The 14,059-nt window shown below is 42.7% G+C and carries 11 protein-coding genes; 10 read left to right on the forward strand and 1 reads right to left on the reverse strand.

All coding sequences use genetic code 11. The features are described 5' to 3' along the window. Window positions 1-31 precede the first annotated feature (31 nt). Window positions 32-973, reverse strand: coding sequence for a malate dehydrogenase (gene mdh / locus R3O62_RS00970; protein ID WP_005782497.1), 942 nt, complete (start codon window positions 971-973; stop codon window positions 32-34). A gap of 186 nt (window positions 974-1,159) precedes the next feature. Between mdh and R3O62_RS00975 the strand changes: the two genes are divergently transcribed. The 10 genes from R3O62_RS00975 (at window position 1,160) to R3O62_RS01020 (ending at window position 14,046) form a co-directional block, all read left to right on the forward strand. Then, window positions 1,160-2,032 carry a hypothetical protein gene (locus tag R3O62_RS00975; protein WP_005782494.1) on the forward strand — a complete coding sequence of 291 codons (873 nt, stop codon included), beginning with the start codon at window positions 1,160-1,162 and terminating at the stop codon, window positions 2,030-2,032. Window positions 2,033-2,607: 575 nt separating this feature from the next. Continuing rightward, window positions 2,608-2,973 carry a hypothetical protein gene (locus R3O62_RS00980; RefSeq protein WP_005782482.1) on the forward strand — a complete coding sequence of 122 codons (366 nt, stop codon included), beginning with the start codon at window positions 2,608-2,610 and terminating at the stop codon, window positions 2,971-2,973. Window positions 2,974-3,865: 892 nt separating this feature from the next. After that, a complete protein-coding gene (locus tag R3O62_RS00985) occupies window positions 3,866-5,320 on the forward strand; it encodes a TolC family protein (RefSeq protein ID WP_317473001.1) in 1,455 nt (484 codons plus the stop codon). 61 nt (window positions 5,321-5,381) lie between these two features. Then, window positions 5,382-6,374: an HlyD family secretion protein gene (locus R3O62_RS00990; protein ID WP_005782476.1), complete on the forward strand. Its 993-nt coding sequence runs from the start codon at window positions 5,382-5,384 to the stop codon at window positions 6,372-6,374. Then, window positions 6,371-7,552 (forward strand): ABC transporter permease, encoded by a 1,182-nt coding sequence (locus R3O62_RS00995; protein ID WP_317473002.1) that lies wholly within the window; start codon window positions 6,371-6,373, stop codon window positions 7,550-7,552. The genes R3O62_RS00990 and R3O62_RS00995 overlap by 4 nt, the downstream gene beginning before the upstream one ends. Further along, a complete protein-coding gene (locus tag R3O62_RS01000) occupies window positions 7,552-8,802 on the forward strand; it encodes an ABC transporter permease (protein WP_317473003.1) in 1,251 nt (416 codons plus the stop codon). Before R3O62_RS00995 ends, R3O62_RS01000 begins: the two co-directional genes overlap by 1 nt. 172 nt (window positions 8,803-8,974) lie before the next feature. Next, a complete protein-coding gene (locus R3O62_RS01005; RefSeq protein WP_005811134.1) occupies window positions 8,975-10,924 on the forward strand; it encodes a glycoside hydrolase family 97 protein in 1,950 nt (649 codons plus the stop codon). A 149-nt stretch (window positions 10,925-11,073) separates the two neighbouring features. Beyond that, window positions 11,074-11,754 carry an SGNH/GDSL hydrolase family protein gene (locus R3O62_RS01010; RefSeq protein WP_005811136.1) on the forward strand — a complete coding sequence of 227 codons (681 nt, stop codon included), beginning with the start codon at window positions 11,074-11,076 and terminating at the stop codon, window positions 11,752-11,754. A 184-nt stretch (window positions 11,755-11,938) separates the two neighbouring features. Further along, window positions 11,939-12,304, forward strand: coding sequence for a BlaI/MecI/CopY family transcriptional regulator (locus R3O62_RS01015; protein WP_005782465.1), 366 nt, complete (start codon window positions 11,939-11,941; stop codon window positions 12,302-12,304). Window positions 12,305-12,324: 20 nt separating this feature from the next. Continuing rightward, entirely contained in the window at window positions 12,325-14,046 is a 1,722-nt protein-coding gene (locus R3O62_RS01020) for a M56 family metallopeptidase (protein WP_005811139.1), read from the forward strand. The last annotated feature ends 13 nt before the right edge of the window (window positions 14,047-14,059 follow it).

A 14,059-nucleotide genomic window follows, 5' to 3' on the forward strand; every position in this document is an offset into this window, starting at 1 on the left:
CTATTTTCAGATTAAGAATCCGGCATTCAAATTAGAGAGCACCAACTTCTTTCAGAGCTGCGTTAGTTCCGTGAACAGCCTTTGCGCTTGCCGCAAATTTTGCTTTTTCGTCAGCAGTCAATTCCAGTTCAACGATTTTCTCGATACCGTTCTTACCCAAGATTACAGGAACACCGATACAAAGATCAGATTCACCGTATTCACCTTCAAGCATTACTGAGCAAGGAATCATCTTCTTCTGGTTGTGGATGATAGATTCTACGACATAAGCTCCTGCTGCACCCGGTGCATACCATGCAGAAGTGCCCAGCAACTTAGTCAGAGTAGCACCACCTACCATAGTAGAAGCAACTACTTCGTTCAGCTTTTCTTCGCTCAGCAGTGTGCTGACCGGCTGTCCTTTGTAAGTGGCCAGACGAGCCAACGGAATCATAGTAGTGTCACCATGACCACCGATCACCATACCTTCTACTTCGTTTGCATTGCAACCCAAAGCCTGAGACAAGAAATATTTAAAACGTGAGCTATCCAAAGCACCGCCCATACCGATAACACGGTTTTTCGGCAATCCGAGTGATTTCAATGCCAGATAAGTCATTGTATCCATCGGGTTAGAGATAACTACGATAATAGCATTCGGAGAGTATTTCAAAAGATTTTCTGCTACTGATTTCACGATACCGGCATTTACCCCGATCAGTTCTTCACGAGTCATGCCCGGTTTACGAGGAATACCAGAAGTGATCACAACCACGTCAGAGTTAGCAGTCTGAGCATAATCATTTGTGCAACCAACGATTGTTGTGTCGAAACCCAACAACTGAGCAGTCTGCATCATATCCATTGCTTTACCTTCTGAAACGCCTTCTTTTACGTCCAGCATTACTACTTCGTCTGCCACTTCATTGAAGGCCAGTACATTTGCACATGTAGCACCTACGTTACCTGCGCCTACTACGGTTACTTTTGACATAATACTTATATTTTAATAAAGTTGATAATTAGTTCGTATCGTTTTCGTGACGGCAAAAGTACAACGATAATCGAAATTAAAGAAATTTTTCCATAATAATTTTAGTTAAAGAAAAGTGAATAGACTGTGTTACTCTGTATTGAAATGATTACTTTTGCAGCGTTTTATCATTCAACCTTATAGAATATGAATAAAAAGAATCTGCTGATCATTGCCGTATCTGTTCTGGTGCTCGCGCTCATCGGTCTTACTTATCTGTTATTCTCCGAAAAACAGACTAACCGTGAACTGGTTCAGGAATTCCAATTGGATAAAGAAGATCTTGAAAATGAGTACACTCGCTTTGCACAGCAATATGACGAACTGAAACTGACTGTATCGAACGACTCTTTGGCAGACTTGCTGGCTCAGGAGCAGGTCAAGACGCAACGCCTGCTTGAAGAACTCCGTACGGTAAAGAGCAGTAACGCCACAGAGATAAGACGCCTGAAAAAAGAATTGGCAACACTGAGAAAAGTAATGATCGGTTACATCAATCAGATTGACTCGCTGAATAAACTGACCGCCCAGCAAAAACAAGTAATAGCAGAAGTAACGCAGAAATACAATGCGGCTTCACGCCAGATCAATAATTTGTCTGAAGAAAAGAAGAACCTTAATCAAAAAGTTACATTAGCTGCTCAGTTGGATGCAACCAATATCTGGATTGAACCTCGCAACAAACGTGGCAAAAAAGCTAAAAAAGTAAAGGATATCGTAAAACTGGCCATCGGTTTTACGATTGTCAAAAATATCACTGCCGAAACCGGAGAACGGACACTCTACATCCGGATAACGAAACCGGATAACGATGTATTGACCAAAAGCCCGTCAAATACTTTCCCTTATGAAAACCGCACGTTAGGCTACTCTATCAAAAAGTACATCGAATACAATGGGGAAGAACAAACTATTAACGTATTCTGGGATGTGGAAGAGTTTCTGTATGCCGGCGACTATCGGGTAGACATCTTTGCTGACGGAACGATGATTGGATCGCAGAAGTTCACATTGGACTAAAACTTTAAAACCATATACTTTAAAAGAGGATGCGCCAGAATGGTTACTAAGTAACCGGCTTCTGGCACATCCTCTTTTTTATTACTTCAATTCTATCTTATTGATGAAGTTACTCCCGAAGTCTTATAAATTAGATACATCCATTTATACACTTTCCGGCACTGGGTTAATGAAAAAGAATTTACCCAAGGCACATTTTTCATTTGATAGGGAACGAAGTCATTTGTTTAAATGATATTGCTTTGGCTCAATAGGGAATTTACGTAAAAAAACTGTCTCTATAATAAATCAATGTTAAGCCTGCTTCATATATATTGAAAGAATGATAATATATTAACTTCTTTTTCGTGTTTCGAGTTGAGTAGGGTTTTAATATGGATTGTATTATATGTAACATGAACTATTAATTTTTGATAGATTCTAATTAAAAAAAACAGAAGAGTAATTATGATAAAAAAAATATTATAAACAAAAAAAACAAACATGAAAAAGTGAAAATCGATTTATTTTTATTTCTTTTTTCTCTACAATCTTAGAAGCATGAATAGTTTCTTTACATTTAAACGATTTAAAAGATGAAAAAACAAGTAACTTTCTTTATCTGCACAATTATTTTGTTGACTTTGTCGTCTTGTCATAAGGAAGCAGATTATTCTTTAAATAATTCAATCTGGATACATCAATTTCAAGCTGAAGAACGGGTAGAAGGTGGTGTAAAAGCAGTAGGACTTTTCTTCGGAGCAAAAACAATTGAAAAGTATAGCCTTGATAAAGACTACAAAGCATTAAAACTTTTGAACACATTTAACTATGTAAAGGAAGGTAATGAAATTATAATCAATGGTGCATTCAGACAAACAGTGGGAGATAATTATCTTACTTTTGGTGATGGAATGTACTATCGTTCAGAAAAAAGCAAGGGCTCTTTTTTCCAAAAGTAATAAAGAAGGAGGGAGCAATTAAGAATAGGTATTGAAGGAGCAGAGAATAAATAATTCCTCTGCTCCTTTTAATTAAATATTCGTGCTACTGCCACTTTTGATCCGAACCATATCAGTAAATCGGGTAAATACCCCCTATTGGGTTGCTCCCGGCCCAGTTATGCGAAGATGCTCAAAACGCAATCTGGAAATCTCCAGATATAAGAATAAAAAGGTTATTGTCTACTATTGCCACGAAACTTTCCTTTCTGCTTCTCTGTTCGTGTTATTGAAAAACAGAAACCTTAAATAAGGCTTTTGAACCAGTAAGCTAAATACCAATTCGCAATAGTTGTTTATTATACTACAACTAAAGTATGCAATCGGGTACACAATATTACGAAAAAAAATGATTCGGGAAGACAGGATCAATCCATAGTTGATAAATAAGCAAGTATACAGGCTTTCAGCCTGCTAAGTCTTATTGGATAGAAAAAGACACGATGATACTTAAACAGATGAAAGACAAGACATTCAAAGCACTAAACTCTTGCTGGGAAAAGACTTGCTTTAACACAGTGTTAAAGCTTGCTCTTTAGATTCAAATAACAAGTCATTTAAATGCAAAAGGCTTGTTATTTGCATTTGGAAAAGAAGAAGCCCCAGAATGCGATTAACAATGTTAATTGAAAAAGCGAGAATACATCGCCCGGTATTCAAACATCAGGCCTAAATAACAAAAAAAATTAAATCGTTTTGCTTTTTAAGATTAACCCTTTATATTTGCATCGTTGTTTATGCAATTATTGTTTCTTGTCCTAACAAGGATAACAAGAACAAAACCGGATAAACAAACAACCCGCAAGCATTGTTCTTTAAAATGAAGTATTACCTTTATAATGTATAAGATGCGATGAAAAAAATCCTGTTTCTGTTTTTTCTCCTGACAACTACTTTCTCTCTGAAATCACAGGGAATCCTATCCTTAGATAGTTGCCGTGCATTGGCCATTGCCAACAACAAAGAGTTGTTGATAAGCGGAGAGAAAATAAATGCTGCACACTATCAAAACAAAGCAGCTTTTACGAACTACTTACCCAACTTCTCTGCTACAGGGGCCTATATGCGTAACCAAAAAGAATTCTCGCTGCTCAACAGTGATCAGAAAGCTGCCCTATCGGGCTTAGGAAACAGTATAAGCGGACCACTGCAGCAGGCTGCACAAGTCATCGGACAGCTCCATCCTGAACTGGCCCCGGCTTTGTCGCAACTGGGAGGGGCTATCGTACCGGCCTTGAACGAAGCCGGAAGTTCTATTATAGACGCATTCCGTACCGATACCCGCAATGTATATGCAGGAGTCATCACCCTGACACAGCCATTATACATGGGCGGCAAAATCCGGGCATACAACAAAATCACTAAATACGCTGAAGAGTTGGCTCGCCAACAGCACAATTCGGGTATGCAAGAGGTGATTCTCAGCACGGATCAGGCCTATTGGCAGGTTATCTCGTTGGTCAACAAGAAAAAACTCGCGGAAAGCTACCTGAAGCTATTGCAGAAACTGGACAGTGATGTAGAAAAGATGATTGCCGAAGGGGTAGCCACTAAAGCGGACGGACTCTCGGTTCGGGTGAAGGTAAACGAAGCCGAAATGACACTGACAAAGGTTGAAGACGGGCTAAGCCTTTCGCGGATGCTACTGTGCCAACTGTGCGGCATCGACCTGAGTACCCCCGTCGTATTGGCCGACGAAGACATCGACGACATTCCTTTAATGCCTGTTACTACCGACTTTGAGGTTGAAACAGCCTATGCCAACCGGCCTGAAATACGGAGCCTGGAACTGGCAACCAAAATTTATCAACAAAAAATAAACGTAACCCGCTCCGAGCATCTTCCGTCTTTAGCACTGATGGGAAACTATATGGTTACTAACCCTTCCGTATTCAACAGCTTTGAAAATAAATTCAAAGGAATGTGGAATGTAGGCATCATGCTCCAATTACCCATCTGGCACTGGGGAGAGGGCCTCTATAAAGTAAAGGCAGCCAAAGCAGAAGCACGCATCGCCCAGTATCAACTGGAAGATGCCAAAGAAAAAATAGAGTTGCAGGTCAACCAATCGGCTTTCAAAGTGAACGAGGCAGCAAAGAAACTGACCATGGCGAAAAAGAACCTTGAGAAAGCTGACGAAAACCTGCGCTACGCCACCCTTGGATTCGAAGAAGGAGTAATTGCTCCAAGCAACGTACTTGAAGCCCATACTGCCTGGTTGTCGGCCCAATCGGAAAAGATCGATGCACAGATTGATGTGAAGTTAACAGAGATCTACCTGCAGAAGTCATTGGGAACACTGAAATAAAATGAATAAGTAAATTTAGAGAAAGCCAATCTCAATCGTAAATCGTAAAATCGTAAATAAGATGACATCACAAAAATCACAGAACAGCAATATGCTGCTTGCATTCCTCACTCTGCTGGGAGTTATTGTACTGGTTGCAGTTGTCGGTTTCTTCATGCTCCGCAAAGGTCCGGAAATTATTCAGGGACAGGCCGAGGTGACCGAATACCGCGTTTCGAGCAAAGTTCCCGGACGCATTCTGGAATTCCGTGTGAAAGAGGGACAAACAGTACAAGCGGGAGACACTCTCGCCATACTGGAAGCTCCGGACGTAATGGCAAAAATGGAACAGGCACGTGCAGCTGAAGCCGCTGCTCAGGCACAAAACGAAAAAGCAATCAAAGGGGCACGTCAGGAACAGATCCAGGCAGCTTATGAAATGTGGCAAAAGGCGATAGCCGGTGTCGATATAGCAGAGAAATCATACAAGCGTGTTAAAAATCTGTTCGACCAGGGAGTCATGCCTGCGCAAAAGCTGGACGAAGTCACTGCGCAACGTAATGCAGCCATCGCCACAGAAAAAGCAGCAAAGGCCCAATATACCATGGCTAAGAACGGTGCCGAACGTGAGGACAAAATGGCTGCCGCCGCTTTGGTAGACCGTGCCAAAGGAGCTGTTGCCGAAGTGGAATCGTACATCAAAGAGACTTATTTGATTGCTCAGACAGCCGGAGAGGTTTCTGAGATATTTCCCAAAGTGGGCGAGTTGGTAGGCACAGGCGCACCGATTATGAACATTGCAGTGATGGATGACATGTGGGTGACATTCAATGTGCGCGAGGATTTATTGAAGAACCTGACAATGGGATCTGAATTTGACGCTATCGTGCCCGCACTGGACAACAAAACGATTCGCCTGAAAGTATACTACATGAAGGATCTGGGTACTTACGCTGCCTGGAAAGCAACTAAAACTACAGGACAGTTCGATCTGAAAACTTTCGAAGTAAAAGCTACTCCGGTTGAAAAAGTAGACAATCTGCGTCCGGGAATGTCAGTCATCCTTAAAAAATGAAAGAAAGAGAAAAGAAATATATAGCCCTCTGGCTGGTCATGAAGCGCGAATGTCGCCGTCTTGTGTCCCGTCCGCTCTATCTCTTCTGCATGGTGATAGCCCCGTTATTCTGCTATATTTTCTTCACCACGCTGATGGACTCGGGGCTACCCACCGACATGCCTGTCGGCGCTGTCGATCTGGACAACTCAACCAGTTCGAGAAATATCCTCCGCAATTTGGATGCCTTCGGGCAAACGGCTATCGTGGCCCGTTATGGAAGTGTGAATGAAGCCCGCACTGCAATGCAGGAAGGCAAAATTTATGGGTTCTTCTATATTCCCAAAGGGTTGTCGGCCGATGCTCAAAGCCAACGACAACCCAAAATATCTTTCTATACCAACAACTCGTACCTGATTGCCGGCTCACTGCTTTTCAAAGACATGAAGATGATGTCCGAGCTTGCATCAGGGGCAGTCAGCCGTTCGGTACTGTACGCTAAAGGTGCAACAGAGGACCAAGCCATGGGATACCTCCAACCAATAGTCATCGATACACACCCGATACAGAATCCATGGTTGAACTACTCGGTCTACTTGTGCAACACCCTTGTACCGGGAGTACTTATGCTGATGATATTCATGGTAACGGTATTCTCCATCGGCGTGGAAATCAAAGACCGTACCGCACGTGAGTGGTTGCGGCTGAGCAATAACTCCATTTATATCGCATTGGCAGGTAAACTTTTTCCACAAACGGTAGTGTTCTTCATCATGGGTATATTTTATAATGTATACCTGTACGGATTCCTGCATTTTCCATGCAACAGTGGCATCCTCCCTATGCTGCTGGCCACTTTGTGCCTTGTACTGGCTTCACAATGTTGTGGCATCGTGATGATAGGCACTTTGCCTACACTCCGCCTCGGATTGAGTTTTGCATCATTATGGGGAGTCATCTCTTTCTCCATATCGGGGTTCTCTTTCCCGGTAATGGCTATGAATCCGGTATTGCAGGCATTGAGCAACCTGTTCCCACTACGGCATTACTTTCTCATTTACGTAGACCAGGCACTCAACGGATACAGTATGGCTTATTCCTGGTCCAATTATATGGCGTTATTGATTTTTATGTTACTTCCTTTCTTCGTGGTTCACCGGTTGAAGGAAGCTTTGATATACTATAAATACATGCCCTAATGAAAGATATAAAATTAAAAGATAAAATAGCACAAGGAGTCAACGACCTGTTTTATATCTGGAAACGGGAGTTTGGAACCACCTTCCGTGACCAGGGAGTATTGATTTTCTTCGTACTCGTGCCATTGGTATATCCGTTGATTTATAGCTTCATCTATACCAACGAAGTGGTGCGCGAAGTGCCCGCAGTGGTAGTAGACGATTCACGCTCTTCACTCAGCCGCGAATATCTGCGCAAAGTGGACGCCACTCCCGATATAGAAATCGTAGCGTATTGTGCCGATATGGAAGAAGCCAAACAAATGCTGAAAGACCGTCTGGCTTATGGCATCATTTATATTCCGAAAGAATTTAGTGATAACATAGCACAAGGTAAACAGACTCAGGTAAGTATTTATTGTGATATGAGCGGACTGCTATATTACAAAAGTATGCTTCTGGCTAACACAGCCGTATCTTTAGACATGAACGAAGATATCAAAATAACCCGTTCGGGCAATACCACCGACCGCCAGGATGAGATCACAGCCTACCCCATCGAATATGAAGACGTGGCAATGTTCAATCCGACTAACGGTTTTGCCGCTTTTCTGATACCGGCAGTACTAATCCTGATTATTCAGCAGACTTTACTGTTGGGTATCGGACTTTCTGCCGGCACCGCCCGCGAAAACAACCGCTTCAAAGATCTGGTGCCCATCAACCGGCATTACAACGGCACGCTGCGTATTGTAATAGGTAAAGGACTAAGCTATTTCATGGTCTATTCGCTCGTATCTGTTTACGTACTTTGTGCGGTTCCCCGCATGTTCAGCCTCAACCAGATCGGACAACCGGGTACATTAGCGTTATTTATCCTTCCCTATCTGATGGCTTGCATCTTCTTTGCCATGACTGCGTCCATTGCCATCCGTAACCGGGAAACGTGCATGCTGATATTCGTCTTCACGTCTGTTCCGTTACTGTTTATTTCGGGAATCTCCTGGCCGGGAGCAGCCATACCGCCGTTCTGGAAATATTTCTCTTATATATTCCCGTCTACTTTCGGCATTAACGGATTTGTGCGGATCAATAACATGGGGGCGACACTGAGTGAGATCCCATTTGAATATAAAGCATTATGGATACAAACGGGATTCTACTTCCTGACTACCTGTTGGGTATATCGCTGGCAGATCATCAAGAGCCGTAAGCATGTCATTGATAAATACAAAGAAATGAAAGGCAAAGGAAAACCTATTCTTTCATAATCACATACACATATTTATTCCGGATTTATCCGGAAATACCTGCTATTGCAATTCAACCCGAAAATATATCGGACAGCTATTGTCTGAAACAAAGATAATTAGTACATTCGAGGCGTTTATATTTTCAAGTGGAAGATGTAAACACAACACATACAATAATAAAACACATGTTATGAAAAGAAAAATGATGTCCCTTTTGCTCGCATTGGCAGTAATAAGCGGAAATAGCGTGTACGCTAAAGTGATTGACATAATGTCTCCCAACGGAGCCATTAAAGTATCGGTAGATATCAAGGACCGAATCTACTATTCAGTGTCTTATGATAACAACCAACTATTAAAGGATTGTTATCTCAACCTCCAACTGCAAAATGAAACACTGGGGGACAATCCCAGGCTGCGGAGCACGAAACGTGGAACCATTGACGAAAGTGTGAAACGTGAGATACCTTTTAAAAATGCTATTGTAAAGAACCACTGTAACACGCTGAGGATGAACTTCAGCGGAAACTATGCCGTTGAGTTCCGGGTATTCGATAACGGTATGGCTTACCGTTTTGTTACAGACAAAAAAGAGGATAACATTGTAATGGGAGAAGATTTCGCAATTAATTTTCCTGCCAACTACAAAGCCCACTTATCACAACCGGATGGTTTTAAAACCTCTTACGAATATCCATATACTCATATAGATACGGAAAACTATGCTGCCACCGATCGTATGAGTTACCTGCCCGTACTGATAGAAACGGACAAAGCATATAAAATCCTGATATCCGAAGCTGACCTATTCGATTATCCTTGTATGTTCCTCAAAGGCACCGGCAAGAATGGGATGCAATCTCTTTTCCCAAAAGCACCTTTGGCATTTGGCGAAGATGGTGACCGTAGCCTCAAGATCACTAAAGAAGCTGATTATATTGCCAAAACAACCGGAAAGCGTTCATTCCCCTGGCGAATGATGGTAATCTCAAAAGAAGACAAAGAGATTATTGAAAACGAAATGGTATATAACCTTTCCACTCCTTGTGTCCTTGAAGACTACAGTTGGATCAAACCGGGGCAGGTGAGCTGGGAGTGGTGGCACGATGCACGTCTCTATGGGGTAGATTTCCGTTCCGGCTACAACATGGATTCGTATAAATACTACATTGACTTTGCTTCCAGATTCGGCATCCCCTACATCATCATGGATGAAGGCTGGGCCAAAAACACACGTGATCCGTTTACTCCCAATTCTACTATCAACCTCCCTGAGTTAATTCAGTACGGAAAAGAACGAAACGTGAAAATCGTACTCTGGCTACCATGGCTTACCGTCGAGAATCACTTCGATCTCTTTAAGACTTTTGCCGACTGGGGCATCGCGGGAGTAAAGATAGACTTTATGGACCGCAGCGATCAGTGGATGGTAAACTACTACGAACGTGTAGCCCAAGAAGCAGCTAAACATAAACTATTTGTGGATTTCCATGGTGCCTTCAAGCCTGCGGGACTGGAACGGAAATACCCGAACGTACTCTCTTACGAAGGTGTATTGGGCATGGAACAAGGTGGCAACTGCAAACCCGAAAACAGTATCTATTTACCCTTTATGCGTAATGCTGTGGGTCCGATGGACTTCACTCCGGGGTCAATGATTTCCGCTCAGCCGGAAGACAACCGTTCTACCCGCGCCAACGCCATGGGCTCAGGAACACGTGCTTTCCAAATGGCTCTTTTCATCATCTTCGAAAGTGGTCTGCAAATGTTAGCCGACAACCCGGTTTACTATTACAGGGAACTTCCCTGTACCGAATTTATCGCAAGTGTTCCCGTCACCTGGGATGAAACCAAGGTCCTTTATGCTAAAGTAGGTGAAGCAGTCGTCGTAGCCAAACGAAAAGGAGAACAGTGGTTCATCGGAGGTATCACCGGCAATCAACCACAAAACATCAAGATCGACCTTGGATTCCTTCCGGCAGAACAATCATTCACGTTAACCTCATTTGAAGATGGCATTAACGCTGACCGTCAAGCAATGGATTACAAGAAAAAAGAGTCTACCGTGAACAATCAAACCCGCATGACATTGAAAATGGTACGCAACGGGGGATGGGCCGGAACAATTAAAATGAAATAGAATATAAATCAAGTTCACCACAGAACACACAGAGTCTTCATCTCTTGCTAATGGAATATTTATGAAAAAAGTTTCTCTGTGGGACTCTGTGTCACTCTGTAGTGATATAGCATATTACAAAAATGAAAAAACAAATAATACACCGCTGGATGCTGATGGCTGTCTTCTGCCTCGGAGCATCATTTATAGGAATCAATGCCCAAGAAAAAGACTGGGCCAGCCTGCAACGCTATGCGCAACAAAATGCCGAACTCCCCAAGCCGGAGAAAAATGAAAAGAGAGTAGTCTTCATAGGCAATTCCATCACGGAAGGATGGGTTAACACACATCCTGATTTCTTCAAAAACAACGGTTATATCGGCCGGGGCATCGGTGGACAGACTTCTTACCAGTTCCTGGTACGTTTCAGAGAAGATGTGATCAATTTATCCCCCGCATTAGTAGTGATCAATGCCGCCACCAACGACATTGCCGAGAATACAGGAACGTACCATGAAGACCGGACTTTTGGCAATATCGTTTCGATGGTGGAACTGGCAAAAGCCAACCATATAAAAGTGATATTGACTACCACTTTACCGGCTGCTGGCTTTGGCTGGAATCCGTCCATCAAAGATGCACCACAAAAGATAGCCTCACTCAATGCACGCCTGAAAGCATACGCCAAAGCAAACAAGATTCCGTTTGTAGACTATTATTCATCGATGGTAAGCGGTAATGACAAAGCTCTGAATCCCGCCTATACCAAAGATGGAGTACACCCTACTTCTGAAGGGTACGGCGTGATGGAAAAGCTAATCCAGCAAGCCATAAACAAAACGATACGCTAACCATTGAAATTAAAATCATGAAGTCATTTGTCTCCTTCTGCCTTTTATTGAGTATTTGCATAAGTAAACTATATGCGCAAGACATTAACATAGTATACATAGTTTACATCATTTAACACACTTCGCTTTGTTTAGTTACGACCGTTTCGTAGCTTTGTGATATAAACGTAATTAAACATACTCCATGGAAAAGTTGACAATGCAAGAAGAAGAAGTGATGATTTACATCTGGGAACTGGAAAGTTGCTACGTGAAAGACATCGTTGCCAAATTTGAGCAACCCGTACCTCCTTACACTACGGTGGCCTCCATCGTGAAGAATCTCGAACGGAAAAAATATGTAAAGGCACAGCGCGTAGGAAATACGTACCTGTACACTCCGGCTATTAAAGAAAGCGAATATAAACGAAGTTTCATGAGTGGAGTCGTAAGGAACTACTTTGAGAACTCTTACAAAGAAATGGTTTCTTTCTTCGCAAAAGACCAGAAGATATCGACCAACGACCTGAAAGAAATCATCGACATGATCGAGAAAGGAAAAGAAAACTAATCGCTAATACCCTGAAAAACATGACTCCCGAACTGGCATACTTCCTGAAGATAAATATAGCAATTGCTTTATTCTACGCCTTCTATCGGTTGTTTTTCTACAAAGACACCTTTTTTCAGTGGCGACGGACTGTATTGCTTTGCTTCTTTGTCATTTCTCCACTCTACCCGGTGTTGAATATTCAGGAGTGGATCAGATCGCACGAACCTATGGTAGCAATGGCCGATTTATACGCAACCATTGTATTGCCCGAAATTGAAATAACTCCTGAAGTTGCGACTACGGATTGGCAAAACATTATTTTATCTACAGTAAATATCATCTATTGGGCAGGAGTCGTATTACTTTTAATACGCTTCGTTGCCCAGTTTGCCAGTATTTTGCGGTTGCGTTTTCATTGTCAGAAAGATCAGATAGAAGGAATTCCTGTCTATTTGCTTGACAAAGAAAGTGGTCCGTTCTCTTTTTTCCATTGGATCTTCATTCATCCGCAAGCACATCCGCACAATGAGTTAAGCGAAATCCTTACTCACGAAGGAACGCATGCCCGACAAAAGCACTCCATAGATGTTATCATCAGCGAACTGATGTGTATCGCCTGTTGGTTCAACCCGTTTGCATGGTTGATGAAACGGGAAGTACGGAACAACCTGGAGTATATGGCCGACAACCGTGTACTGGAAGCCGGGCATGATTCAAAATCTTATCAGTATCACTTATTGGGATTGGCCCATCAAAAAAGTACAATCACTCTCTCCAACAGTTTCAATGTGTTGCCACTGAAGAATCGCATCACAATGATGAATAAAAAAAGAACCAAAGAGATAGGACGGACCAAATATCTGTTATTTCTCCCGCTGGCTCTTGCCCTAATGATAGTAAGCAACATTGAAGCCGTGGCACGTACTACTAAAAACATCGCAAAAGAAATGATGCAAACAGTGGAAGAGCAGATTGAACAGAAAGTTCCGGCTGAAGAAAATACCCCATCCCATACGGCAGATGCTTCGCAACCTCAAACGGACAATACAGCCGGACAAACAACCTCCCAAAAACCAAAAGAACAAACTGTCTTTGAAGTAGTTGAGCAAATGCCGGAATTTCCGGGAGGAGTGACAGAAATGAAAAGGTTCATCAGCAGTCACCTCCGCTACCCCGCTATCGCTCAGGAAAACGGAATACATGGGCAAGTCGTTACCCAATTCATAATCCGGGCAGACGGAACGATTACCGACTGTACAGTAGCAAAAAGTGTACATCCAATACTGGACGCCGAAGCATTACGTGTAATAAAAGAAATGCCTAAGTGGCGTCCCGGAAGACAAAGAGGAATAGCTGTAGCCACCAGAATGACCGTCCCGGTACGGTTTCACCTGATAGATGAGGCGCCCGATCCGGCAAGTACTTCCGATAAGAATCTTGAAAATAAAATTTTTGATGTAGTTGAACAGGCTACGGAATTCCCCGGTGGAATGAAAGCTTGTTTAGCATATATGTACAAAAATATAAAATATCCTACAGCTGCACAGGAAGCGGGCATACAAGGGCAGGTTGTCATACAGATGATTGTCGATAAAGACGGGCATATAAGAGACCCCAAAATAGTGCGGGGAGTATCGCCGGAACTGAATGCCGAGGCACTCCGCATAGTAAGCGGTATGCCCAAATGGATACCCGGGAAACAAAAAGGCAAGAACGTAGCGACCCGATTCACACTCCCCATCCGGTTCCGTCTGACCTAACCGTACTCCCAAC

Source organism: Bacteroides hominis (genome assembly GCF_033042785.2).
In the GTDB taxonomy this organism is placed as follows: domain Bacteria; phylum Bacteroidota; class Bacteroidia; order Bacteroidales; family Bacteroidaceae; genus Bacteroides; species Bacteroides hominis.

Excerpts from the sequence above, each read along its gene's own strand:
- mdh (WP_005782497.1), bottom strand. The coding sequence starts at position 973 with ATGTCAAAAGTAACCGTAGTAGGCGCAGGTAACGTAGGTGCTACATGT.
- R3O62_RS00975 (WP_005782494.1), top strand. The coding sequence starts at position 1,160 with ATGAATAAAAAGAATCTGCTGATCATTGCCGTATCTGTTCTGGTGCTC.
- R3O62_RS00980 (WP_005782482.1), top strand. The coding sequence starts at position 2,608 with ATGAAAAAACAAGTAACTTTCTTTATCTGCACAATTATTTTGTTGACT.
- R3O62_RS00985 (WP_317473001.1), top strand. The coding sequence starts at position 3,866 with ATGAAAAAAATCCTGTTTCTGTTTTTTCTCCTGACAACTACTTTCTCT.
- R3O62_RS00990 (WP_005782476.1), top strand. The coding sequence starts at position 5,382 with ATGACATCACAAAAATCACAGAACAGCAATATGCTGCTTGCATTCCTC.
- R3O62_RS00995 (WP_317473002.1), top strand. The coding sequence starts at position 6,371 with ATGAAAGAAAGAGAAAAGAAATATATAGCCCTCTGGCTGGTCATGAAG.
- R3O62_RS01000 (WP_317473003.1), top strand. The coding sequence starts at position 7,552 with ATGAAAGATATAAAATTAAAAGATAAAATAGCACAAGGAGTCAACGAC.
- R3O62_RS01005 (WP_005811134.1), top strand. The coding sequence starts at position 8,975 with ATGAAAAGAAAAATGATGTCCCTTTTGCTCGCATTGGCAGTAATAAGC.
- R3O62_RS01010 (WP_005811136.1), top strand. The coding sequence starts at position 11,074 with ATGCTGATGGCTGTCTTCTGCCTCGGAGCATCATTTATAGGAATCAAT.
- R3O62_RS01015 (WP_005782465.1), top strand. The coding sequence starts at position 11,939 with ATGGAAAAGTTGACAATGCAAGAAGAAGAAGTGATGATTTACATCTGG.
- R3O62_RS01020 (WP_005811139.1), top strand. The coding sequence starts at position 12,325 with ATGACTCCCGAACTGGCATACTTCCTGAAGATAAATATAGCAATTGCT.